We start from the raw sequence: 24,681 nt of genomic DNA on the forward strand, positions 1-24,681 counted from the left end.
TATTGTACGATATTGATCCGTCCCCCCGCGTAGCGGCTGCCTCTAGTCCCGGCGCAGCTGTCCCGGGGTCATGCCAAAATGCTTCTTGAATACCCGGTAGAAATACGCAATGTCCTCGTAGCCGGCCAGCTGGGCCGCATGCTTGATCGACATGCCTTCGTCGGCGATCAGTCCTCTGGCCTTCTCCATCCGCCGCCGGACAATATAATCCGTCAAGTTCTCGCCGACGGAAGTCTTGAACATCCGGCTCAGATGCTCCTTGCTGACCAGGAACTGGCCGGCGACTGACTCCAGCGAGATCGGATTCTGGTAATGGGCATCGACATATTGCCTCACATCCGCCATATCCAGACGATTCCGCGATTGCCGGAGCAGGAGCAGCGCTTCGATCGCCTTTCCGTACAACGAGCCAACTTCCTTCAGCGGTCCTGCAGGACTTGTATCCCTGCCGATACGCGCCTCCTCTCCGGGCAGCAGCGACGCAAACGACAGCTCCTGCTCCGACAGAAATTGCTCCAGCATCAGCATCAAATCGTTGGCTATGCGGAGCGCGCTGCCCGCTTCCAGGCCTGCGCCCCGATCGTCCAACTCCTGCATCAGCTTGCCGCAAGTCGCTGCCGCCGCTTCTTTGTTAAGCTCCATCAAATACGTGTAGATGCGCTCCCGCATATCTCCGTACCGCTGCATATCCGCGCCGCTTGCAAATAAGGGCGCAAGCTCCCTCCACGCTGGCTGATTGGCACGTTCCAGCTCCGCCTTGCTCTGCGCAAGAGCAGCGTCCAGCTCCTCCGGCTTGATCGGCTTCAGCAAATATTCCACGGCCTTGGAGCGGATGGCTTGCTTCAAGTAGACAAAGTCGTCATAGCCGCTCATCACAATAATTTTCAGCTTCGGATAACGCCCATGCATAGCCTGCAGCAGCTCCGCACCGTCCGTTCCCGGCATTCGCATATCCGTTATGACAATGTCGGGCTGAAGCTCGCCAATTTTGCGCAGCCCTTCATTGCCGTCCTCCGCCTCGCCGATAACGCTCAGCTCCAATCGGGACCAGTCGCCAAGCGCCTTCACGACTTCTCTGGACCACGGCTCGTCATCGATGATGAGAACCTTATGCATCCCTCTCTCCCCCTCTCTGCTCATTTCCCGTATCCGGCTTGCTTCTTGTGACCGGCATCGTCAGCACAACCATTGTCCCTTCGCCGGCCCGGCTGAACAACCGCACGCCATACGGCTTGCCATACCGGAGCTGCAAGCGTGCATGAACGTTCTGCAAGCCGATTCCTTTCCGCTCCCGCATCTCTCCCGAAGCTGCATATGGCTCTCGCTCCCCTCCATCCAGCTCTGTCCTCAGCTCAGTCAATTTGGATGAGCTCATGCCAAGCCCATCATCCTTCACTATAATGGCGAGACGCCCTCCGATGACGCGAATACGCACATCCAGACGCCACTTCCCTTCCTTCCTCTGTAGCCCGTGTTCGAATGCGTTCTCCACAATAGGCTGCAGCGTGAATTTGGGAATGCGCGCATCCCCGGCGTCCTCCTGGGCAGTCAGTTCAACGGTGCAACGGCCGATAAACCGCTGCTCTTGAATAAACAAATAGTTCCCCGTATGGGCAAGCTCCTCGCTCAGGCTTACCGTCTGGTCATCATCCGAACGGATCGAATAACGAAGCAGGTCGCCGATCACATGCGTTATGCGGTAGATCTCCGGCGCTCCCTTGGCAAGCGCCATCCCTCCGATCATGTGAAGCGTATTATTCAAAAAATGAGGATTAATCTGGGCTTGCAGGGCGATCAATTGCGCGTTTTTCACTTCGATTTGATGCTGGTATTCATTTTCGATCAGCGATTTGATCCGGCCCATCATAAAGTTGTAGCCTGCTTCAAGCAGTCCGATCTCGTCCTTGCTTTGCACGGACTTCATCTCAAAGTCGTGAATATGCGACTTGCGCATCGTCTTGGCCAGGCTCACGATCGGACGGCTGATGCGCAAGGATACGATAATGGACAGCAGTATCGATACGGCTGTGAACACCGCTCCCGTCCACAGACCTGCCGTCATCGTTTTTTGCGCGCTTTGGTTGACCGTTGCAACCGGGATCGCCTTGACCACATCCAGCTGGCCGCTGCCGACACGCTTGGCGAACAAATAATAGTTCGGCGTCTTGCCGAAGGATACCGAGGCCGGCTCGATGTTCATCGCATGCAAGCCCTCCTTCAGCTCTTCCGTCAGAGCAGACATGGAGGAGCCCGGCAGCAGCTCGCCTTCATCATTTATGAGGAAGATGACGCTTTCGGGCTCCGATTGCAGGATCGTGGAAGCCTGCTCCCATACCCGGTCGTTGATCCTCACCGATATTCCTCCAACAAGCGCCTGCCCCAAAAATTCGTTCATGGAATGATAGGCGGCGAGCGTGTCTCCTGAAGCCTTGAAGTAAATGCCGATCGGCTCCGCCAGCATCCGGCTCCATGGTCCCTGCGCGATATCGAGCGAATGAACCATGCCGCTGGTGGCGAAGTGAACGGTATAAGCTCTCCCCGTCGCATGCAGGTACAAGGTCAACTGATCGATTTTGCGGGAAAACGAATAAAATGCGGTATTCAGCGAACCGAACAGCCCATTCTGCAGCTGATACCGTTCTCCCGCTTCCAGCTCTTCCGCAGCGGACAAGCCTTCCATCCATTCCGACTGAATATGAAGCGAATAGAACAGCGTATCCATCTGCTGGATCAGCTCAGTCAAATATTGGCTGGCCCACATCATGCGGGATTCGTTGGCATCCAGCATCTCTTTCTCCACTGAATCTCTTGTATTGTTCGTCGCTTGCCAAGTGACTGTTATGACAGGCAGCGTCGTCAAGCAAATCATCAGCAGCATGAGACGGAAGCGAATGCTTATTCCTCTGAGCGGCATAGTCTCCTCCTGCTCCCGGCTGGCGGGCAGTATGTGTTGCCACTTTCTTCGACTGGAAGAAAGCGTTTTCCTGCTGCTGCAAAGCGGATCCTGCCTTGTACTTTCTGACAATCGTCCGCGCTGCGGCCATTTCGATCTGGATACTATATACGATCAGGCTGCGATGCGCATTCTCCATTATTGACCTCCTTTATTGCATTTTTTTGATCCTATGAATGAGAGGCTTCCTATCAGAAACCGCATCTAATGAAAAGCCGCCGCGAAGGTTCCCCTCACGCGGCGGTTGTTCATGATGAATAGAATTTATTTGTTATAAATGCGGTACACGATGACAGCTGCTTCAGCGCGGGTCGTATGGCCCAGCGGATTCAGCTTGCCGTCGCTGCCCTTCACAATATCATTCGCCAGCAGAAGCGACGCGCTTTCCTTCGCGTACGAAGCCAGCTTGCCCAGATCGGAGAAGCCTCCCAGCAAGGATGCATCCCCGCCCTTCAGCGGCTTGCCGGATACCGCTAGCGCTCTGGCTGTCATCGCCATCATCTCTTGTCTCGTGATGGACGCGCCCGGATCGAACGTTCCATCCGCGCGGCCGGTTACGATGCCAAGAGCTCGGGCGGCAAGTACGGCATCATAGTAGTAATCCCCTTCGGCTACATCGGAGAAGCCGAGCATGCCTTCCACATTGGCCTTCGCTTCCCATCCAAGCGCCCTGGCAAGCAGCAGCAGGAAGTCTGCCCGCTTCACTTGCCGTTCAGGCGCATAAGCTTGCTCCGAGATGCCGTTAATGACGCCTTTGGCCGCCATTACTTCAATCTCATGCTTCGCCCATGCGTAACGTCCCAGATCGCCGAAGCTCTTCTCGACATACACGACTGCGAATGAGCTGAAGTGCGAGGTTGTGAATATGACTGCCTTGGAAGCAGACCTGTATTGGCCGCTTGGCACGGCATGCGCTGCGCCATCATTGTCGATGTACCGGACTGTCAGCCATTCAGTGTTGCCGCTCTCTTGCTCTGCCGGCTGATAAGGAACGGATACATGAACCGGCGCGTCCGGATTGCTCCATGGTACAGGAACGCCATCAATAGCCAGATGCAGCTCCACAACCGGGCGAGTGCCGATTTGCGCCTTCAGCTCGTCACTCAGATTCGTCCTGTCAGCCTCCCGAATAATGATCGACAGCTTCTTCGCTTCGGCTGCGGCAGATTGACTCACCATATGGCTAGGCACTTCAATCGTTCCCGTCGGCGTCACAATGACCAGATAGTAATCCAGTCCGCTGTGCGAGATGCTGTCCTTCGGCAATACCACCTCATAACCCTTCGCGCCGTCAGCTACTGGCACACGAATCGTAATCCGCTGTACAGTGCCCGATGTTCCGCCGGACAGTGCATCCTCCAGCGCCGCTGCCGTAATCTCCGTCGTCGCGATTCCGGTAGCTTCATCCACTACAGGAGCAGGAGCTGTAATTTCTTTGCCATCCACTACTTCCGGCTCTTCCGTCACCGGCGGCGTAATCACTTCGCCTCCGCCTGTGCCTGTGCCAGGTGAAATTTGATACGTGAACGGTGCGATAAAGCTGTCTTGCATGCCATCCTTCACCGCGATCGCGCGAATAACGGCAAGTTCGTTCATCACGATCGCCCTGCTGTATTTCTCGCCATTGCCTTTGCTAGGCACACTGCCATCCAGCGTATAGTAGATGGCCGCTCCTTCTGTAGCGGAGCTCAGCGTCACGCTGCGCGAACCGTTGTAGGCGCCAACTTTAAGCGATGCTTTCGGCAAGGCAACTGTGCCGCCTCCGCTTTCTTGCACCGGCTCCGACGGCTCCAGCGAGAACCAATCCAGGTTCGCCCCTTCGCCCCCAAAGTTCAGCCTTAATGTCTGCACGCCTGCTGGCAGCTGTACGACATGGGAAACTTCCTGATAGCTGTCCCAACCTCCGGTTGCTCCCATCGGTACCGTTCCGTACGACGCGCCGCTTTCGTTGCCGATTGTCATTCTGACGCCCGACTGCGGAGTCCCGTAACGGTATACGACCTTATAGTAACCGCCTTCTGTTACATGGACAGTATAATCGACATGGCCGCCGGCTACGGTAAAGCCGATATTGCGGAATTCGTTCGCCGCTCCGGCATTATTGGTCTGAACCGCTGCGCTGCTTGCTTTTGTATAGGTCTCTGCTTCTACCTTCAGCGTGCCGTTCCCTGCACCCGTCGCAGGCACGGCAAGCTTCTCGAACTTAATGCCTCTCAGCTCATAGCTGCCCGCTCCCGCAGCCAGTCGGATGCGCTGCTCGCCTTTCGACAGCTGCAGCTCCGTGCGCATTTGCACAACCTGGTTATACAGGTTCGGCACAGTCATGGCTGTTTTGTCCGCTCCGCCGCTCGTCTGCCATACAATGCCATTGTATGCCTGCGAATTGGAGGTCACAGTCAAGATGGCCATGTACTTGCCGGACTCTGGTACGTCGACCAGATATTCGGCATAGTCTCCCGCGTCAATGCCTGTGAGTCGGCTTGTTGCGCCGGAGCCGGATACGGTAAGCCCCTTCATGCTATGGAAGCGGTCAAGCGCGTTCAGATCAAGCAGGCCAATCGGCTCGCTCACATTGACCGTTCCTTCAAGGACGGTGTGGGCTGTCAATTCGCTGCCGCCCGCTGAATCGCCGTATGCGGTCACCGGCACATGAACGTTCAACAGAAGATCATCGTAATAGGTCGTGCCGTTCCAAGCCAGCTTCAGCTTCACTTGCGTTGCCGACACCCACTCGGCAGAAGCAAGGGATACGCCGCCGCGGTCAACAGCAGGTCCCGATAGGGTAATCGCATCAGCGTGATCAGCCAGCAGCTTGCCGCCGGTGATCGTCACTACGATTTCTTTGCCGTCTGCACTATAGCCTACTTGCGCTGGAGATACAGAGATAGACTCCGGATCATTCACCGCTGTGAACAGAATAGACGCGGTAAGCGTTCCTCCTGCTGCTCCGTCTGCTTCATCAGAAACCGCGGACAGCAGAGCTGTACGGTCAGAATCGTAATCCTCCACGGCTGCGCCTGCAAGCGTGACAACCGCAGTAGAATCATCCGTTCTCTCTACACTTGCTACAGTAATGCCATCAAGGCCGATAATAGACCAGTTGTCTTTGTTCAAATCTGCCGCAAAGCTACCGTTAAGCAGATGTACCGTTATTTGGGCCCCTGCTTCGCTGCCTTCTACGATCGGCTGCTGCTCCGGTACCAAAGCGGCTCCGATTGCAATGAAGTCAAGCCGGCTAACCGTGCCTGCGACATCCAGCCGGATCTTGTTGATTCCATCTCCAAGCGAGAGTGTGCCTGAAGCCCGGCCGAAAGCGCCTGTTGTGCCCGGCAGCGGCACAACGGATTGCTCTTCATCGTTGACGGTAACTTTAACTTCACCGCCAGCTGCTGGTGCTGCGTACTGATAGGTTACGCGGTAGTCGCCTGCACCCGAAGCGAGGACGGTATATTCCACCCAGTCACCCTGGTCGGCGCCGGTTAAGGAGTTCCCTTGCGTGACTACGCCATATGCGATGCTATAACGGCTGCCCTCTACCAAACCCGGCAGCGCAGTGACGCCCGAATCCGCCGCGCTCAGCGCGATGCTGCGGATGGTATAGCCGCTGCCGCCAGCATTCAGCGTCAGCAATTGCTTGCCGGCTTGAAGGCTAATCAGGCTGCGAACCTTCGCGGAATTGCCGCCTGTGTCCTGCACCAGCGCAATCGCTTCGCCTGTGCCGATCTGAAGCTCTGCTTCTTGCGGCGAGCCGCTATATTCAATATCCGCGTAGTAAGTTCCGCCTTCCTTCACTTCCGTCACATAGCGGAAGGCTGCTTGATCCGTCTCGGAGAATCCGCCAACCGCATCTCCTTGAACGGCATATTGCCCTTCCGCCGATGCGAATGCGCTGGCTGCAACTTCTGCCTTCGGCTGAAGCGCCTGGGCGCGGTCGAAGCGATAAGTCGCCACGGACTTAGCCGGCAATGTCGCGTTGATCTGCAAGCCGTCAACCAGAATCTTGAACGGCTGCGGATCGGCCGTACGGTTAATGACTACCGTTACGATCTCCTTGCCGTCCGGGCTTGCAAAAGCAACGTTCGTTACCGTCGATGCGGAGCCATAGTTGCTGTCGATGCGGACATACCCCGGCTTCACGAACTTGGTGTAATGACCCATCAGGTAGTACTCCGGCAAGATCCAGTAGTTGTCCGGATTCGAGGAATCCTGAATGACCGGCGTCGGATCCGGGATGCCTACCCATTGGTGGGTTGCAATATCGCTGTCGAGCATCGTCACCCAGCTGTTGTAGCTTCTTGCATAGTTGCGGAAGTATTGGGCGATCCGGTCTGCGCCAGTTGTTCCCCATACCGCTCTCTCTGTCAGGTATACGCTCTTCTCAGGGAACATCTCTTGCAGCACGCTCATCATGGACAGCTCGCCGCCGTAATCGTGGAACGCGGTTCCTTCGACTGCATCGTACGCGCCTTCCAGCTCGTCGCCCAACACCAGAGCTGGGAAAGCCATCGTGTCGCCAGGATTATGGTCGAACATCCACAGCTTCACGGATTGGATACGCGGATTGCTGTTCGCATCCAGCCGCTCTCTAAGCAGCTTGGCGAGTCTGGAGGTCTGCTGCCAGGACATCGCCGTGCTTGGATAATCGATCTCCAGCAGCGGCTCGTTCTGAAGCGTCATGCCTTCGAAGTAAATGCCGTGATCGGCATAAGCTTCCAGGAACTTCTCATAGTACTTCGCTACAAGCGGCAAGTACTCTTCCTTCACTTGGCCTCTGATCATGCTGTCCGTCGTCTTCATCCAGCCCGGCGGGCTCCATGGGGACGCAAAAAACTTCATATCCGGATTAATCTGCTGAATCTTCTTGACCGTCGGGATGATGCCCAGATCGATATCCTTCTGGATCGAGAAGTGCTCCAGCTTCTCATCCGTTTGGCCCGGAGGCATATCGTTGTACGAATAGAACTTCTGTGCCGTAAAGTCGGATGTGCCGATCGTCAGACGAATCAGGCTCATGCCGATGCCATCCTCCGGATGCACCAGCTTTCTGAGCAGCTCATCCTGCTTGCCCTGAGACATTTTCATCAAATTATAGATGGTTGATTCTTCCATGGACGAGCCTATGCCCATCATCGATTGGTACGTTTTGTCCGGATTAAGGGTAATCGCCGTCACATCGCCGCCATCCGGCAAGCGGAGATCCAGATTGGCTCCCGGCTCCAGCTTCTTGTCGCCCGGCTGGTAGCGGTCGCTGTAATACCATTTGCGGTCCGCAGCATCACGCTCACTGGAAATCCACGACTCTACTCCTCCAGCAATAATAACGTCGCCAGTGCCTTCGTTATCGATCGGGCCTGGACCTGTTCCGCCGCCGTCGCCGCCTGCCGGAACATCCCCCGTACGTGTAAACTCTACCCAGTTGAAGTTGATATCGCCCGCGACGAACTCCAGACGCAGCGTCTGCACGCCGCCCTTCGGCAGCACGATATCCTGAACTTCCGCAGTTACCCAGTTCTGCCAGCCGCCTGTTGAGCCGACACTCAGAGTACCGGCCGTTGCGCCGTCAGCTCTCTTCACGCGGATGCCTGTCGCGCCGCCATTGCCCGCATAGCGGAATGCCGCTTTATACGTGCCCGGCTCCTCGACATTGACCCGGTAATCCAGCCAAGCGCCAGCCGATGTCCAGCCGACATTCAATCCGCCGCCTTCATCCTGCGTCGTCTCGGTATTCAGCCCGTTGCTCTTCGCCGAGAAGGCTTCCGCTTCAATCTTGCCCGGAATGCTCTCTGCATGCGGCTGCGGCAATGCGGGCGCCTCCGGCAGCTCCGGCGTTTCCTCGGCGCGCTTCAGTCCATATCCCACATCGAACAGCAAGTTGTCGCTACCTGCCGTGAGCGGATAATTCGCGCTTACGTAGAATGGCCATTCAATCGGATTCGTGCCCTTAAAATCCTTGCTTCCCAGCAGCACATCTGCAACGCCGCGGCCTTCCGTACCCGGAAGCCAAGCCGCAACAAGACCTTGCCAATCGCCAAGCTGTCCGCTGATCGTCATCGGACGGCCGCTAACGAGCACAACTACGATTGGGATATTGGGATCGGATTCGCGGATATTGCGAAGCGTCTCCCTGTCCACCTCATCCAGATCCAGCGATGTACGGTCGCCGTCGGATTCTGCATACGGCGTCTCGCCGATGACGACAATCGCCACGTCATGGCCTGTCGCTCCGCGTCCGTGCTTGTTGTAAGTCACCGTCTTCGAGGTGCCGGCAGCGGCATCCCGAATGCCCTTCAAGATGGTCGTGCCTTCCGTAATTTTGCCCGATGCGCCCTGCCATGTAATCGACCAGCCGCCGGACTGAATGCCAATGTCATCTGCGCTTTTGCCTGCTACATACAGCTTGTTCATCTTCGGCAGCTGCGCCAGGATCGGCGTTCCATTCACCTTATCGTTCTTCAGCAGAACAAGCGATTCCGCGACAGCTTGGCGGGCGATATTCCGATGCGCCGCTGCGCCTGCGCTGCCTGCCAGATCCTTGTCCGCCTTCGGATATTCGAACAGACCTGAAGCGATCTTGACCTTCAGAATGCGGAGAACGGCATCATCCAGCCTTTCCTGCGTGATAGCGCCTTCATTCACAAGCGCGATCAAATGGTTCAGCGCATTCTTCCAGTCCCCCGTCAGCATGAACATATCGACGCCTGCATTGACGGAGACGCGAACCTGATTTTTGAGACCGCTTACAGCATTGCCGTTCTGATCTCTATTGATTTGCTGAATAGCGTTGTAATCGGAAATGACGAATCCTTTGAAGCCCAGCTCGCCCTTCAGCACATCCGTCAGCAACCGCTTGTTGGCATGCATTTTCAGCCCTGCGATGCTGTGGTAGGAAGCCATAACCGTCTGAACGCCGGCCGCAATCGCTTCTTCGTACATTTTCAGGTCATGGGCCAAAATTTGTTCTTCCGTATACTTCGTTGTGTCGCCCTGGTTCTTGCCGTTATCGGTGAAGCCCTCGCCGATAAAATGCTTTGCTGTGCCTACGGCTCTAAGAGGATTCCGCCTCTCGGCGTCCGTCTTGCCCTGAAGCCCTTCAATAAACGCCGCGCCAAGCGCGCCCGTTCTATCCGGGTCCGAGCTAAAGCCTTCATACGTTCTGCCCCATCGAATATCCTGCGGAGCTGCGATCGTCGGCGCAAAATCCCAGTTCGTGCCTGTCGCGCGCATCTCCTTCGCCGTAGCTTGTCCGATTTGTCTCATCAATGCGGCATTGTTGGCCGCTCCAAGACCAATGTTATGAGGGAACAGCGTTGCGCCCAGCACATTGTTATGGCCGTGAACGGCATCCACGCCGTACAATAACGGAATGCCTAGCCTGGTCGACAGCGCGCCGTCCTGGAAGCTGTCTGTCAGCTCGCGCCACTTCGTCTCCGTGCTGTCCGCTTGTCTATTGTTCGGGAATGATCCGCCGCCGCTAAGCACCGAACCGATAAAATATTGCTTAACCTCTTGTGGAGTAATATTCGACTTCTCCGGCTGGATCATCTGTCCCGCCTTTTCTTCAAGTGTCATCCTGCCGAGCAGATCCGCAGCTCTCTCATCCGCGCTTTTCGCCGGATTCAGATAGACGGGCAGACTTCCTGCCGCAGCCGCTTCCGCAGATGGTGCTCCTGCGGCGGTGAACAGCCCCGTTACCAGCGTGAACGCCAGAAAGGATGACAGCAGTCTCTTAACCTTTCTTCCCATTGCAAAAACCCTCCTCAACCCTTGTAGGTTTTCCCTAGCTTGTCCGATTGCAGATGGGCAAGGACAAAATTTCGGGATTCTCTACAAGTATAAAATTGAAAGGAGGGTGTTTACAGGCTTCATTTTTATGATGACCTGTACCATTTTTGCGAAATGCTAGCCATTCGAATTTTGGAACGCCTGATTATAGCATCTGCGGCAGACCGGCTTGTAATCCTCGTTGCCGCCGATCTGAATCTGCTCGCCGGAATTGACCGCCTGTCCGTCACGGAACCGTATGACCATCGTCGCCTTGCGGTCGCAATACCAGCAGATCGTTTTGATCTCTTCGATTTTGTCCGCATGCACCAGCAGATTATAGCTGCCTTCGAACAGCTGATTCCGAAAGTCGTTCTTGAGGCCAAATGCCATAACCGGAATATTCAGCTCGTCAACGACGCGCGTTAATTCCAAGATATGATGCCTCATCAGAAATTGCGCTTCATCGATCAGTACACAGTAGATGCGCCCGGAGGCGGCAACCTGCTCCTTCACATTGTCGAATAGATTGGTCGATTCCTCTACCGGAATCGCCTCTCGCTCGAAGCCGACCCGCGAGCCGACGCGATAGACGCTTTCTCTGGCGCCGACAGCGGGCGAATAGATGAGCACCGGCTTGCCTTGCTCCTCGTAGTTATGCGCTACTTTAATGATCTCGAACGATTTGCCGCTGTTCATCGTCCCGTATTTGTAATACAACTGTGCCAACCCGAATCTCCTCCACTAACCATCAAGTGGATTCCATTATACCGCTTTAACCGATTCATTGTCTTTGTTTTTGGACAAAAACCAGCCCAGCGCCGCAATAAGAATCAGTACTGCGTAGAACGTCAGCTTCCAGCCTGTCGATTCCGCAAAGTCATGCGAGATGACATGGATGGACGGATGCGCGAGCGTGTGAACCGCCAGCTTGACGCCGACCCAGCCGACGATGCAGAATGCCGCAATCTCAAGCCCAGGTCTGCTTTCCAGCAGCTTAACGAACAAGGTTGCCGCGAAACGCATAATGAGCAGACCGATAAAGCCGCCAAGGAAGATAACGATGAAATGTCCGCCGTCCATGCCGCCGATCTTAGGCAGGTTCGTGGTAGGCAGCGCAACGGCCAGCGCTACAGCCGCCAGAATGGAGTCTATTGCGAATGCAATGTCGGCAACCTCGACTTTGAAAACAGTCATCCAGAAGCCGCTCTTCTTCGCTTCCTTGCCCGCGCTCTTGTCCGCGGAATCCTCGCCCTTCTTGACAATAAGCTTTCGGAAAATATGATTGAGTGCAATAAACAGCAGATAGAGCGCGCCGATCGCTTGCACTTGCCATACATCAACGAGGAACGATATGGCGAATAACGAAGCGAATCGGAATACAAATGCGCCCGCAAGTCCATAGAATAGAGCTTTCTTCCGCTCCTTCTCCGGCAAGTGCTTCACCATAATCGCCAGCACCAGCGCATTATCCGCTGCAAGCAAGCCTTCCAGCGCGATGAGTACCAATAGCACCCATCCATACTCCAACAATAATCCAAAATCCATTACCATTCCTCCTACAATTAGTTATTCCCAAACCTCACGAGTCCATGAACACAAAAAGACCTTTGCCTAAGTGTAAATAAACACTAGACAAAGGTCTCGCAAACAGCGCGTGCTAGATGCGCTGCCAATAAAGCCGGAGAAGGTTATTCTCGTCATGACGACTTTACTGTATGAGCTACTCCCCTTTGGAGTATATAATTCATGGATATTCGGTTTACATGTGATCTATACGGGACAGCGTTTCAAAAGGTTCCACTTTTTTTTCGAAAAAAAATGAAAAAACTTTTATCGCCAAATAGAATGAATAAAATCCGCTATCCTCGGATTACTTATGAATTCTATTGTGGTGAGAAATTTGTTATGATGGGAAAACATGAATCGCTGACCGGAAAGGAGCCTGATGAATTGCCACTCCAAGAGCTTGCCGAAAAGGATCTTCTTCAACTGAATGGGGCCGATATCGCACGGGCGGCTATCCTGTTCACTACACCGATGTGCGGCACCTGCAAGGTGGCGGAACGGATGCTGGAAATCGCCGAAGCGGCCGGCATCGATTATCCGCTGTATAAAACGAATATCAACTTCACTCCCCGCCTGAGAGAGGAATGGCGGATCGGAAGCGTTCCGTGCCTGATCGTGCTGCGCAACGGAGAGCTGGTTAGACAGGAATATGCTATGCGCTCTGTAGACCATTTATACCGGCTGTTGAAAGATTAGCGAGGTCGCCGTACGGCGCTAGTTATTGGTCCAAATGCTCTAATTCCAGCTTAACGCTGCGAATTTCCTGCATCAGACTGCGGTCCTCCTCTTCCGACTGAAGCCGCTCCATTCCCATAAGCTGCGCAAGCCGAAGCTTCAGCCTGTCACGCTCGTACTCCCTCTGCAATTGCTCGGCTGACATGGCTCTAACCCGCTGGCTGGCCTCATATTCTTCAAAAGTGCCATCGAATACTAGAGGCTGGTCGCCTCCCTCCATTACTACAAGCGATGTTGCCAGCTTCTTCGTCAGATACCGGTCGTGCGTAACCAGCAGCACGGTACCCTGATATTGCCCCAGCGCTTCCTCCACCCGTTCTCTTGTATCAATGTCCAAGTAGTTAGTGGGCTCATCCAGCACTAGCAAATTGCATTTGCCGAAAAACAATCTTAGAAAAGCAACACGGCATTTCTCGCCCATGCTCAAATCGCCAATTCGCTTGAATACTTCCTCCTTGCGGAACAGAAAGCAGGCCAATATCGTGCGCGCATGAGACTGGGTCATGCCTGGCAGCTCCAGCAGACTGTCGAGCAAAGTTGTATCGGTATCCAACCGGCCAAGCTCCTGCTCAAAATAGCCGATCTGTGCGTGCGGATGGCGGATGACCGTACCTTCCGAAGGATTCAGGCTGCCGATCGCCAGCTTGGCAAGCGTTGACTTGCCTGCTCCATTGGGGCCGATGACTGCGATTCGCTCGCCTCTGCCCACATTGAGGTTGAACTGCTTGAGAAGAGCTTCGTGTCCCTCGTAAGCGAAGCTGACTCCTTCCATACGGATAAGCTGTGCCGCTTCGAACGACTCTGCTTCCAGCCTCATGTGAAGCTGCGCGTCCTCGCGCGGCATCTTAACGCGTTCCGCCTCTAGACGCTGCAGCGCAGATTCCTTGGCATGCAGCCTGGAGACGTTCTTTTTGGATTTGGAGCGCAGGAAGTCGTTTTGCCCCGCCGCTTTGTGCGCTTGCTGGAACCACTGCGCATACATGCGGATGCTCTCCAGCAGCTTCTCCCGCTCCTGCTCCTGTTTCTTGTGCTTCGCTTCAAGCGTGCGCAGCTCTACATCCTTGGCCCTTCGATAATCCGAATAGCCGCCTTCATACCTCTTGGCGCCTTCTCTATTCAGTTCAATCACCGCAGTAGCAGTGCGATCTATAAACATCCGGTCATGCGATACATACACGATTGTTCCTTTGTAGGAGACGACCCATTCCTCCAGCCATAACAGCGAAGCTGAGTCCAGATGGTTGGTCGGCTCGTCGAGCAGCAGCAGCTTCGGCTCCTTTAGCAACAGCGCGGCAAGCTGCGCTTTCGTCTTCTGCCCGCCGCTGAGGCTTGCATACGGCTGTGTCCATAGCTCCGGTCCGAGCTGAAGCTGGCGAAGCGCCAGCTCCGCTCCTCGCTCCCACTCATAGCCGTCGCATGCCGTGTATCGCTCCAATAGCAAGCTATATGTTGCCAGCTCTTGCGTGTTCGACTCTTTGTCCGCTCCCATCCTGCGCATACAGTCTTCAAGCTCTTGCCTCAGCTTGTAACGCTCCGGATAGGAGCTAGAGAGCACCGTATCGAGCAGCGACTGATTATGCGGCTTCTCCGGTTGCTGATCCAGCCATCCCCATTGCTCTATTGGGAGCAGCCGTTGAATTTGCCCTTCGTCTAGAGCTGTTCGTCCTGTAATGCAATGCAATAATGTCGTCTTGCCTGCTCCGTTCCTGCCGAATAAGGCAAGGCGTTCTCCCTCTCGTATATCAAAGCTGACGTCCTTGAACAACGTCTCGCCGTCCCAATCCTTAGCTGCTTGCTGTATTTTTACCAATAGCATATAGACATCCCTCCGCCTCTGCGAAATAAAAAAACCGTGGCTCGCGGCACACGGTCTGAAATACGCGGGGGATATCAGGCTCGCACCAAACAAACGTGCCGTGCCTAGCTGCATCTAAGCAGCATAAATGGTCACGGATGCTTGAATAAAGCAGCCTATCTAACTCGCAGCTCCCCAAAATGACACACGTATCCCCTGACCGACTCCCGCTTTATTGTGCGAGCTAGCCGCTTGTTGCTTTCAACAAGTTGTTCCTCAGGTTATCACGTGTCATTAATTCATCGGCGGAGGTCCTCCTGCATTCGTTAGAATTAGGTTTCATTATATAAGGCAGCCGCGATAGAAGCAATGGGCGAGTTCTTTTTAAAATGAATGTTTGGATTCTGCGGTTAGTTATTGACCGCCGGATTTGCTTCTGCAACGACGTCATGCACCGTTAGAACGCTCAATTCGCTGAATTTGCTTCTGCAACGACGCGACGCGTCGTTAGAGCGCTCAATACGCCGAATTAGCTCCTGTAACGACGCCACGCACCGTTAGATCGCTCAAATCGACGAATTTGCTTCTGCAACGACGTGACACACCGTTGTAGCGCTCAATTCACCGAATTTGCTTCTGCAACGACGCCACGCGTCGTTAGATCGCTCAATACGCCGAATTAGCTCCCGCAACGACACCACGCACCGTTAGATCGCTCATTTTACTAAATCAGCACCTGCAATGACGCCACGCGTCGTTAGATTGCTCAATACGCCGAATTAGTTCCTGTAACGACGCCACGCGTCGTTAGGTCGCTCAATACGCCGAATTAGCTCCTGTAACGACGCCTCGCACCGTTAGAGCGCTCATTTTACTAAATCAGCACCTGCAACGACGCCTCGTATCGTTAGAGCGCTCAATCCGCTGAATTTGCACCTGCAACGACGCCACGCGTCGTTAGAGCGCTCAATACGCCGAATTAGCTTCTGCAATGACGCCTCACACCGTTAGAGCGCTCAACCCGCTGAATTTGCACCTGCAACGACGCCATGCACCGTTAGAGCGCTCAATACGCCGAATTTGCACCTGCAACGACGCCTCGCACCGTTAGAGCGCTCAATCCGCTGAATTTGCACCTGCAACGACGCCACGCGTCGTTAGATCGCTCAATACGCCGAATTAGCTCCTGTAACGACGCCTCGCACCGTTAGAGCGCTCAATCCGCTGAATTTGCACCTGCAACGACGCCTCGCACTGTTAGATCACTCAATAAAGAAAAAGACGGCCCATTTTATCGGATCAGGTCGTTTAATCCTTGTAATGAGCCGTTATATTCTAAACGTATTTAAGTCGATTTACACAGTCTAATGAGCTTCCTAGTCTAAGACATGAATACACGTAAGCAGCCTATACTTCGCCCTATCCAGCCATCACCCAAAAGTAACGACTCTAGATAACGGCTCACTCCTTAATCTCTTGCCGTATCAATCGGCTTCAGTCCCGCCTCGATCCGCTCGCGATGCGGCTCCAGGAATGGCGGAAGCGATAACGATTCGCCCAGATGCTCCAGTTCTTCATCCGTGGCGAAGCCCGGACCGTCAGTGGCAAGCTCGAACAGGATGCCGTTCGGCTCGCGGAAGTAGAGCGACTGGAAGTAGAAGCGTTCCACAAAGCCGGAGTTGCCAATGCGAATCTTGTTCAAATGCTCCGTCCATTCGCGAAGCTCTTTCTCATCCGCTACACGGAATGCGACATGGTGGACGCCTCCGCTGCCCTGGCGCTCCCGAGGCAAATCCGTTCTGGTCTCCAAGTGAATCTCTGCGCCAGTGCCGCCTTCTCCAGTCTCATAAACAAGAATGTCCGGCTGCCCTTCCACAAGAGCCGGATAACGGCCTTTTCTGCGGAAACCGAGTACACTCGTCAAGATCAGATCGGTCGGCTCCGGATTCGCGACAGTCAGATGAACAGGACCGAGACCGATAATCGCATTCTCCGCTGGCACCGGACTTCCTCCCCATGGCGTTCCTCCCGATACGCCGCTGTTCCGCTCATCCGAAACAAGAATGAAGCGTTGTCCCTCTTTATCCCGGAATGCAAGCGTGTGACGCCCTGCTCTCCCTACAATATCGTCATGCTCGACGCTATACGAAGCCAGTCTATCCTTCCAGTAGTGAAGAGACTGATCGGAAGGAACACGAAGAGAAATAGCAGATATGCTGCTTACTCCTTCACGGTTCGGTCCCGCCATCGGTATTTCGAAGAAAGTTAGCTCCGTGCCCGGGCTCCCAGTCTCATCCCCGTAGAACAAATGATACATGGACGTATCGTCTTGGTTGACTGTCTTTTTCACCAATCTAAGCCCTAGCACTTCCGTATAAAATTTGTAGTTATCCGGCCCGCTTGCTGTAATCGCCGAGACATGATGAATGCCTTTTAACACATTTCTTTGCTCTTGCATGTGAATTCCTCCCTTATTCTGTTGTTCTAGCGCTCAGCTTCTTGAGCAAATGTAGAAACTGTTCCTTTTCCTCCCGATCGAGCGCATCAAAATGCGAGGCCTGAAACCTCTCCTGCATCGGTACTACTTGCTCATACAAGGCCTTGCCTTTATCCGTCAGCGACACATGCTTGACCTTCCAGTCTTGCTCCCGCCGAATTAATCCTGCTTGTTCCAATCTGGACAGCAGCTGCGTTATGTTTCCCTTCGTCACAAGCAGCTTCTCTGCCAGCTGGCCTTGGGTCAGACGCTTATTCAGGCCAATTTGGGCGATGACATCGAATTGCGCCACAGTCATATCCCAGGTCTTCAAATGCTGCTCCGACTCCCGGACGCTTTGATTATAAATACGAGAGAAGCGGTACCATATAAGCAGCGCCAGCCGCTCATCCCGTTTGTCCGGACTTGTCCCACACTCATGCTCCATAGGTTCACCTCGAATAGGTTTGATATACCATCAGTTTATATCTAAACTGATGATCCGTCAACCTTACTCCTACCCTTCTCATAAACAACGAGTCGCACATATTTTTATGCTCAGCCAAAAAATCATCACGACCCCCGTAATCATATTTCGCATCAAGCTCAACTGCTCATGTTTTGCATGACGCCAATATATGTTGAATGGGCCAAGCCCTGAATGAATCATCCCCGACCTCCGTACGTTGCGTTCGCGCCTGGCGTCCATTACGATAGAACCAACTATATTTTTCAAAGGAGACCATGAATGGCTCAAATGCACCAAGTCCCGCCTCCGCCTATACCGCCCCATTGGCAGCAGCAGCGCATTCCTTCGCGCCGGAAGCGGCTTCGAAACTGGATAATTCTATTGTTCTTAATTATGCTCGCCGCCTCCATATTCCGGAGTTGGAGCGATCGTGTCGAGCGGTCTATCCCATTCATCACCAGGGAAGCGCCGCCAATTATAGATCTGCATCCCTATGTCATGCTGAAAAGAGATGAACTGATCGCCGAAGCGGCCAAGCTTGGCATCTCTATCCTTATTACCGATGGCCACCGCAGCCACGAGGAGCAGGACGCCCTTTATGAGCAAGGACGCTCGACAAGAGGGCCAATCGTCACCCATGTAAAGGGCGGCGGCTCGTACCACAACTACGGGCTGGCGATCGATTTTGCGCTGTTAACGCCAAAAGGCAAAGCCATATGGGATCTGGAGTACGATGGAAACCGAAACGGAACATCCGATTGGATGGAGGTTGTAGCCATAGCAAAAGAGCTTGGCTTCAGCTGGGGAGGCGACTGGGAAGGTTTTAAGGACTATCCTCATCTTCAGATGGATTTCGGCTTTACGATCTCGGAATTAAGAAGAGGATTCCGGCCCCCGGACGATCCGGCCTTAGAGGTGGAGTAACACGCTAGTGGCGTTGCAGAAGCTAATTCGGCGAGTGGAGCGCTACAACGGTGGTGGCAGCGCTGCAGGTGCTAATTCGGCGAGTGGAGCGCTACAACGGTGTGTGGCAGCGCTGCAGGTGCTAATTCGGCGAGTGGAGCACTACAACGGTGTGTGGCGGCGCTGCAGGTGCTAATTCGGCGAATGGAGCACTACAACGGTGTGTGGCGGCGTTGCAGATGCTAATTCGGCGAGTGGAGCGCTACAACGGTGTGTGGCGGCGCTGCAGGTGCTAATTCGGCGAATGGAGCGCTACAACGGTGTGTGGCGGCGTTGCAGATGCTAATTCGGCGAATGGAGCGCTACAACGGTGTGTGGCGGCGTTGCAGATGCTAATTCGGCGAGTGGAGCGCTACAACGGTGTGTGGCGGCGCTGCAGGTGCTAATTCGCCGAATGGAGCGTTGTAACGGTGTGTGGCGGCGCTGTAGGTGCTAATTCGGCGATTTGAGCACTACAACGGTGTGTCGCCACGTTGCAGAAGCTGCATAAACTGCCTAGGCAAAAAAAGAAGGCTGTCACTTAAGGTCAATACGATTGACCAATGAGACAGCCTCTTCTTATTCGTTACAATCCCGCAATAATCTCATAGGAACGCAGTCGCGCTGCGTGGTCATAGATATGTGCGGCAATCATGATTTCATCGGCGCCAGTCGCCTCCACATATTGCTCCAGCTTGGCCTTCACAGTCTCCGGACCGCCGGCAATGGAGGAGCCAAGCTGCTGCTGCAGCATGTACTTCTCTTGCGCTGTCCAGATCTTGTCAATATCCTTCACTGGAGGCGGTAGCGGGCCCGGACGGTTGCGGATGAACCCGAGGAACAGCTGCTGCATCGAGGTTGCCAGATACATCGCTTCCTCGTCGCTGTCGGCAGCTACCACGTTAACGGCGACCATGCCGTACGGTTTGTCCAGCACGCCAGGCTGGAAGTTGTTGCGGTACAGATTCATCGCCGGGACGGTATACGTAGGCGAGAAGTGGCCCGCGAATGCGAACGGCAGGCCAAGCTGCGCCGCCAGCATGGCGCTGAAGTCGCTGGAGCCCAACAGCCAGATCGGCAGGTTCGCTCCCTCGCCCGGAATCGCTCTGACCGGCATCGCCACTTCGGCTCCGCTCGGATCAAGATAAGCCCTGAGCTGCTCCAATTGCTCTGGGAAGTTGCCGCCGTTGCTGCCTCTTACGCCGCGCAGCGCCGATGCCGTCAGCTGATCCGTGCCCGGAGCGCGGCCAAGCCCCAGATCGATCCGGCCCGGGAATAAGGCTTCCAGCGTGCCGAATTGCTCCGCAATAACAAGCGGCGCATGGTTCGGCAGCATGATGCCGCCAGAGCCTACCCGAATGCTCGATGTGCCCGCCGCGACATGGCCGATCACGACCGATGTAGCCGAGCTTGCGATGCTCGGCGAGTTGTGGTGCTCCGCCAGCCAGTAGCGGTTGTAATTCCAGCGCTCCGCATGCTGCGCCAGATCCAGCGTATTGCGAAGCGACTCCGCTACCGTTCCGCCTTGGACGATCGGAGATACGTCAAGCACGGATAGCGGAATATGGAAGGACGGACCCGCCTTGGCTCCATCCTTCTGTTCAATATTCATGGACATGGGTCTCACCCCTTGCTGTTTTCTGTTGGCATTGTCTAAGCCGCTCCAATACCGTCTGAAGCGTATTGCGCTCCAGATATTCCTCATAATAAAGCTCTGCTTCCCGGAAAAAACCGTCCATCACCAGCGCCATATTGGCGGATACCAGACACTTCTCCTCCGGGTTGCCTGATGACCAGTGCGGCTTCAAGGTGCCTCCGCATATAGACCTGTAGACCTCCGCCAGCGTCACCTCGGCCGGCTGGCAATTAAGCTCGTAACCGCCGCCGATTCCTTCTTTGGTTTTCACAAAGCCGGATTTTTTGAGCGTGCTCATAATTTTCCGAATACGCGTCGGATTCGTAGATACATTATGGGCAAGAAGCTCGCTGCTGGCCCGATGATCCGGCAAATAAGCTAGCAGCGCCAGACAATGGACCGCCACCGTAAATTCGCTTCGCATCGTTCCGCGGCCTCCTTTCGAACTATACTGTAATAATATTTCATACAGTTAGCAAAGTCAAACCCGCGCTATACCATCCTGCCATGCGGCATTCTTTTTGGATGGTATAGCGCGGGTCCATATCATTATGATCTTCCCCATCTGCGGGCGGCAACCGATGCAGCTGCCAGCCCCAGCCAGAAGCCGCTGATCGGCGAAACCACCAGCATGCCGATGTAATTGCCGGTCGAAGAAAAAAGCAGCTTGCAAGCAACGGTTGAAATAACGATAAGCGCTACAATAGCCCAGTACAACCATTTGGCTTGAGCAGACACACTCCCTTGGTTCCGTGCAGCTTCTGACACCGGTCTTATAAGCCAGACTAGCACCATCATGCCGAACACCGCCAAGCCCGTTAACGACAGGCCATGCTGCAGCAGCTTGTAGACGGGATAACCAAGCAGCATCTCATTTAAAAACGGCCACCGCACCACGAAGTACCCGTGCAAGTGGGTAAAAGCATCCAAAAACACATGAGTCCCAAATCCGATCACAACCGACACTAGGAAGACCAGCCAGTCTCTCCATCTCGCCATACGCCACGGATAGCGCCTAATCAGTCCTTTGGCTTTGCCCGATAAGCCGAAGCTGCCGGGCAGATGGTCAGCCAGCTGCACCTTGATCAAAAAATGAAACAAACACGCAAACAACAAGCTTAATGGAATAGCTTGCAAAAGCAGGCCAAGCCCGCTATGCCCGAATGTCTGATAAGGCTCCAGCGCAATAAAATATTCAAAGTCAGGCGACATGCTGCCCAGAATCAGCCCGGTCAGGCTGAACCATCCGGGCTTCGCCAGCTTAAGAGGAGCGGCGTATAGCGGATGTGCAAATGTAAAAGGCATTGCGTCGCCCCCCTTCCATGCTTACTTGTTTGGCGCTAATGATATGAACATATCAATTTCATTGTCCAGCTGGTCCGGCTTATACCGGCTTCCCCATAATTCCAAATCATACCCGCGCGGCTCGCGACCAAACTCGGCCATCCAATGGCCGTAAAGCAAGCCGTAGGAACGCCCAAGCTCCGATTCCAGGCCTTTATGCGTATACTTGGCATATTCGCCCGCTTCCATTGCTTGCTGAGATAAGCCATCTGGAACAGCCGAGCTTGGGCCGACAAGATAACCGATTAATTGGGTTACTGGATCTGCTTCAGGATTAAAATTAGGGGGATAGAGCTGCACCAAATAAATGTCTTCCGATTGCCTGCCCGGTATATCCTCTCGGCGGCTCTGCATATCCTGATAAGCTTTTCTGCCAAGCCCCGCCTCTTCGAGCTCCCTCAATACGCCGTGCAAGGCAATGCCCGTCACTGCAATATCCGGCATAGCAATGACGGCCGGTACCGCCGGCGTAGGCTTCGACGGAACGCCACTGCTTAGCGCCTCGCCAATTGCCCGAATTACCTTCTGATGATGCTGCTCTTCGCGTAACAGAAATGCTGCCATCTCTCTCATCGTCGACATGTCCAGGAACGGCTCGGCTAGCGGGGCGTCCAATTGGGACGGAAGCTCGCGGGCGATGTCATTCATCTGATTCCCCAGCTCTTGAATAATCCCCTCCCGAGTCGGCGGATACTCCCTCCAATCGAGAGGACTTGTTCCCCTTGGGAACATATGATGATAGACGGCTGGAATCCGTCTCTCGCGTCCAAGCTTAGGAAAGATGCCATGATCCCATGCCGCAAGCAAATGTCCGAGATTCCAACGAATGCTATTGTTGAAGCCGTCCGGCATCAAATCCAGATGCTGCGGCAGAGCGCCCTTGGCAAGCGCGATCGTCTCCTCCCGCAGCTCCCGAAACTCGCGAATCGCCTGCGGCTCTATGAGGCTATGATTCGTGTTCGCCATCTCCTGCTCCCCCTATTAATTAATCCAAGTCTCGGAATAATATTCTTTCATGAAATAGAACAGGGCTTCGAGCTGCTCCACACCTTTCGTCTCGGCAGCTTTCGCTTCCTTCAATAGCTTAATCGCCCGGTCCGCAGCCTCCGGCTCCTTCGGCGTTCCGCCATGCGGAAAAGGGAACATCTCTCTCAACTCGCCAAAAGCAACCGCGACCGCCTCATAATGCTTAGCCGCCTCGCCCATCCGGTTGCGCACGGTACGCTCCACAATATTGCTGCCATCCCAGCGGAAGGCTTGCTCCTTCAAGAACCTGGCAGCGAATTCTCTTGCATCCGCCACGACCTCTATATTGAAGCAATTGCCCGCTTCATCCGCATTGCGCCGCTCCATCACGCTAATCCAAGCGTCGTATCCCGCCAGCCCTTGCACAAACTTGCCTTCGAAAATATGCATCCATTCCTTCCCGCGGGCATGCGTCACAATCATGTCCAGCGCCATCCGGAGCATCTCGTATTTGGAATGGGGCAGGCTCTCGCCTATGGTCGTCACGAACAACAGATCGATGCTGGACTCTGCGAACTTGGCATATGTGATCGTGCCGTCCTTTGAAGCATCCTTGCCGTAAAACAATTGCTGCTCATCGTCATATCCGTACAGAAGCCCAAATTCAGGAATAAACAAATCGAAGGAGATGGCAGGGTAACCTCTATCGATAGAATCCTGCACGAGCGCCATTACCCGCTCCAGCTTCTCCGGCGGAACAGGCATGAGAGGATCGGCCAGATTGCTGATATACCCTAAGTTGCATAGATTTCGCCTTAAAATATAGCCGCCCGGAAAAGAGGTAGGCGCTGCGATATTAATGATTTCCGGATCGATGTTCATGCGGAACGCATGTCCAGTAAAGCCCATTACATCCGTCAGGGTCAAATGCTTTTTGTCCGTGTACGATACCGCACCATGGATTGCCCAGGCCGCTGAAGTCATCGTCTTGTTCCAATCTCTCTCCACAATTAGCGCCACACTGCATTCCTCCGTCATGTCGATTATGGGGGCGGGGCCAATATCTTCTTGCGCGGCAAGCCAAGCGCCGCTCTTCGCTCGACATACAGCCCGATGGATATCCGGATGCGCTCCCTCTGCAGCTTCGTGCGGGAACGGGACAAGGAATTGTAGATGCCGGCCGTCGTCGTGCCGAACATGGCGGCAATCTCCGACGGCGGCAGCTCGCTGAAGAACCGGGCTTCGAATATTTCTCTTTCCCGCTTGCTTAGGCAGCGAATCAGCATATGAATGCCCTCCAGCGTCTCCTTGCGCATCAGGAAGACATCCGGATTGGCGCTATGAATCGATGCCTCGTAGGCTTGCCCGGCGAGATGAAAGAGTATGCTGTCCATATCGCCCCAATCCACATTCGCCGGGTCGGTCACTCCGCCGCATGCTTGCTTCGCCATACCGCTGCGAAAGCTCTCGAACGGGCGCTCATTGCCGTATGGTCCGCCCCTTCTCAGCTTCATGTAGGCCTGATTGCGCACAATACGCTGCAGCCAGGCCGCGAAGCGGCTATTGTCCGACAGCGAGCTCAGATGCATGAAAGCCTTCATCAGCGCTTCCTGCACAATATCCTCAGCCAGATAGGCATCCTTCGTCATCGAGCCCGCTATGCCAAGCGCCTTCGCGCGGTGCATGCGCACCAGCTCGCCGAACGCCTCCTGATCGCCTTCGCGGGCGCGGGTCACCCATTCCTTCTCAAGCTCCGCTTGTTCCTCTTTTCCTTCTATCCACGATGCCTTCGCCGGTGCCAGAACATCCACTTCCATCCCCCCATATGACATAGATGCCATACTCTGCGGAAATCTATCGGATCACATTCGTAATTTTTTTCGAAAATGCTTTATAATGAAGATTGATTGTATTGTATCCTGACTTAGGACTCTATTCAAACATTTTCCATAAATCGCGTGTTCAGAAAGTCCGGTTTCAGCACATGAGCTTATGCTTCCGATGATGCGTTTTTTCAAAACGCTGTAGAGGGGAT

General features: G+C 54.4%; 16 protein-coding genes. 2 read left to right on the forward strand and 14 right to left on the reverse strand.

Annotated elements, in window-relative coordinates:
• Positions 1 to 42 precede the first annotated feature (42 nt).
• The 5 genes from D3P09_RS08820 to D3P09_RS08840 form a co-directional block, all read right to left on the reverse strand.
• Positions 43 to 1,116 (reverse strand): response regulator transcription factor, encoded by a 1,074-nt coding sequence (locus tag D3P09_RS08820; protein WP_165867362.1) that lies wholly within the window; start codon positions 1,114 to 1,116, stop codon positions 43 to 45.
• The gene (locus D3P09_RS08825) at positions 1,109 to 2,914 is read right to left on the reverse strand and encodes a sensor histidine kinase (RefSeq protein ID WP_120109063.1); all 1,806 of its coding nucleotides are present in this window, start codon (positions 2,912 to 2,914) and stop codon (positions 1,109 to 1,111) included. The genes D3P09_RS08820 and D3P09_RS08825 overlap by 8 nt, the downstream gene beginning before the upstream one ends.
• Positions 2,915 to 3,217: 303 nt before the next feature.
• The gene (locus D3P09_RS08830; RefSeq protein ID WP_120109065.1) at positions 3,218 to 10,696 is read right to left on the reverse strand and encodes a glycoside hydrolase family 3 N-terminal domain-containing protein; all 7,479 of its coding nucleotides are present in this window, start codon (positions 10,694 to 10,696) and stop codon (positions 3,218 to 3,220) included.
• Positions 10,697 to 10,852: 156 nt separating this feature from the next.
• Entirely contained in the window at positions 10,853 to 11,443 is a 591-nt protein-coding gene (locus D3P09_RS08835) for a thymidine kinase (RefSeq protein WP_120109067.1), read from the reverse strand.
• A 36-nt stretch (positions 11,444 to 11,479) separates the two neighbouring features.
• Complete coding sequence (locus D3P09_RS08840) at positions 11,480 to 12,262, reverse strand: TerC family protein (RefSeq protein WP_120109069.1); 783 nt, start codon at positions 12,260 to 12,262, stop codon at positions 11,480 to 11,482.
• A gap of 201 nt (positions 12,263 to 12,463) precedes the next feature.
• On the opposite strand from D3P09_RS08840, the gene D3P09_RS08845 reads away from it, so the two are divergent.
• The gene (locus tag D3P09_RS08845; protein WP_243644010.1) at positions 12,464 to 12,979 is read left to right on the forward strand and encodes a thioredoxin family protein; all 516 of its coding nucleotides are present in this window, start codon (positions 12,464 to 12,466) and stop codon (positions 12,977 to 12,979) included.
• 22 nt (positions 12,980 to 13,001) lie between these two features.
• Here the strand turns inward: D3P09_RS08845 and abc-f are convergent, their stop codons facing one another.
• The 3 genes from abc-f to D3P09_RS08860 all read right to left on the reverse strand — a co-directional run bounded on the left by abc-f (position 13,002) and on the right by D3P09_RS08860 (position 17,737).
• Positions 13,002 to 14,834 carry a ribosomal protection-like ABC-F family protein gene (gene abc-f / locus D3P09_RS08850; protein WP_120109071.1) on the reverse strand — a complete coding sequence of 611 codons (1,833 nt, stop codon included), beginning with the start codon at positions 14,832 to 14,834 and terminating at the stop codon, positions 13,002 to 13,004.
• 1,447 nt (positions 14,835 to 16,281) lie between these two features.
• Complete coding sequence (locus D3P09_RS08855) at positions 16,282 to 17,271, reverse strand: ring-cleaving dioxygenase (RefSeq protein WP_120109073.1); 990 nt, start codon at positions 17,269 to 17,271, stop codon at positions 16,282 to 16,284.
• A gap of 13 nt (positions 17,272 to 17,284) precedes the next feature.
• Positions 17,285 to 17,737, reverse strand: coding sequence for a MarR family winged helix-turn-helix transcriptional regulator (locus D3P09_RS08860; RefSeq protein WP_120109075.1), 453 nt, complete (start codon positions 17,735 to 17,737; stop codon positions 17,285 to 17,287).
• Positions 17,738 to 18,046: 309 nt separating this feature from the next.
• On the opposite strand from D3P09_RS08860, the gene D3P09_RS08865 reads away from it, so the two are divergent.
• Entirely contained in the window at positions 18,047 to 18,682 is a 636-nt protein-coding gene (locus tag D3P09_RS08865) for a M15 family metallopeptidase (RefSeq protein ID WP_120110655.1), read from the forward strand.
• Positions 18,683 to 19,286: 604 nt separating this feature from the next.
• On the opposite strand, the gene D3P09_RS08870 is transcribed toward D3P09_RS08865, so the two are convergent.
• From D3P09_RS08870 to D3P09_RS08895, 6 genes are all read right to left on the reverse strand, one after another.
• Positions 19,287 to 20,312 (reverse strand): LLM class flavin-dependent oxidoreductase, encoded by a 1,026-nt coding sequence (locus D3P09_RS08870; RefSeq protein ID WP_120110658.1) that lies wholly within the window; start codon positions 20,310 to 20,312, stop codon positions 19,287 to 19,289.
• Positions 20,302 to 20,760: an Rrf2 family transcriptional regulator gene (locus tag D3P09_RS08875; RefSeq protein WP_120109077.1), complete on the reverse strand. Its 459-nt coding sequence runs from the start codon at positions 20,758 to 20,760 to the stop codon at positions 20,302 to 20,304. Before D3P09_RS08875 ends, D3P09_RS08870 begins: the two co-directional genes overlap by 11 nt.
• Positions 20,761 to 20,885: 125 nt before the next feature.
• The gene (locus D3P09_RS08880) at positions 20,886 to 21,641 is read right to left on the reverse strand and encodes a DUF4184 family protein (RefSeq protein WP_120109079.1); all 756 of its coding nucleotides are present in this window, start codon (positions 21,639 to 21,641) and stop codon (positions 20,886 to 20,888) included.
• 21 nt (positions 21,642 to 21,662) lie between these two features.
• A complete protein-coding gene (locus D3P09_RS08885) occupies positions 21,663 to 22,646 on the reverse strand; it encodes a DinB family protein (RefSeq protein ID WP_120109081.1) in 984 nt (327 codons plus the stop codon).
• A 15-nt stretch (positions 22,647 to 22,661) separates the two neighbouring features.
• On the reverse strand, positions 22,662 to 23,666 hold the full coding sequence (locus tag D3P09_RS08890; RefSeq protein WP_243644012.1) for a hypothetical protein: 1,005 nt from the start codon (positions 23,664 to 23,666) through the stop codon (positions 22,662 to 22,664).
• A 23-nt stretch (positions 23,667 to 23,689) separates the two neighbouring features.
• Positions 23,690 to 24,457: an RNA polymerase sigma factor gene (locus tag D3P09_RS08895; RefSeq protein WP_165867363.1), complete on the reverse strand. Its 768-nt coding sequence runs from the start codon at positions 24,455 to 24,457 to the stop codon at positions 23,690 to 23,692.
• Between the last annotated feature and the right edge of the window lie 224 nt (positions 24,458 to 24,681).

Source organism: Paenibacillus pinisoli, from assembly GCF_003605435.1.
GTDB lineage: Bacteria > Bacillota > Bacilli > Paenibacillales > Paenibacillaceae > Pristimantibacillus > Pristimantibacillus pinisoli.

What these genes read in the sequence shown, in the direction of transcription:
- D3P09_RS08820 (WP_165867362.1), bottom strand. Translation starts at nt 1,116, where the DNA reads ATGCATAAGGTTCTCATCATCGATGACGAGCCGTGGTCCAGAGAAGTC.
- D3P09_RS08825 (WP_120109063.1), bottom strand. Translation starts at nt 2,914, where the DNA reads ATGCCGCTCAGAGGAATAAGCATTCGCTTCCGTCTCATGCTGCTGATG.
- D3P09_RS08830 (WP_120109065.1), bottom strand. Translation starts at nt 10,696, where the DNA reads ATGGGAAGAAAGGTTAAGAGACTGCTGTCATCCTTTCTGGCGTTCACG.
- D3P09_RS08840 (WP_120109069.1), bottom strand. Translation starts at nt 12,262, where the DNA reads ATGGATTTTGGATTATTGTTGGAGTATGGATGGGTGCTATTGGTACTC.
- D3P09_RS08845 (WP_243644010.1), top strand. Translation starts at nt 12,464, where the DNA reads ATGGATATTCGGTTTACATGTGATCTATACGGGACAGCGTTTCAAAAG.
- abc-f (WP_120109071.1), bottom strand. Translation starts at nt 14,834, where the DNA reads ATGCTATTGGTAAAAATACAGCAAGCAGCTAAGGATTGGGACGGCGAG.
- D3P09_RS08855 (WP_120109073.1), bottom strand. Translation starts at nt 17,271, where the DNA reads ATGCAAGAGCAAAGAAATGTGTTAAAAGGCATTCATCATGTCTCGGCG.
- D3P09_RS08860 (WP_120109075.1), bottom strand. Translation starts at nt 17,737, where the DNA reads ATGGAGCATGAGTGTGGGACAAGTCCGGACAAACGGGATGAGCGGCTG.
- D3P09_RS08865 (WP_120110655.1), top strand. Translation starts at nt 18,047, where the DNA reads ATGCACCAAGTCCCGCCTCCGCCTATACCGCCCCATTGGCAGCAGCAG.
- D3P09_RS08870 (WP_120110658.1), bottom strand. Translation starts at nt 20,312, where the DNA reads ATGAATATTGAACAGAAGGATGGAGCCAAGGCGGGTCCGTCCTTCCAT.
- D3P09_RS08875 (WP_120109077.1), bottom strand. Translation starts at nt 20,760, where the DNA reads ATGCGAAGCGAATTTACGGTGGCGGTCCATTGTCTGGCGCTGCTAGCT.
- D3P09_RS08880 (WP_120109079.1), bottom strand. Translation starts at nt 21,641, where the DNA reads ATGCCTTTTACATTTGCACATCCGCTATACGCCGCTCCTCTTAAGCTG.
- D3P09_RS08885 (WP_120109081.1), bottom strand. Translation starts at nt 22,646, where the DNA reads ATGGCGAACACGAATCATAGCCTCATAGAGCCGCAGGCGATTCGCGAG.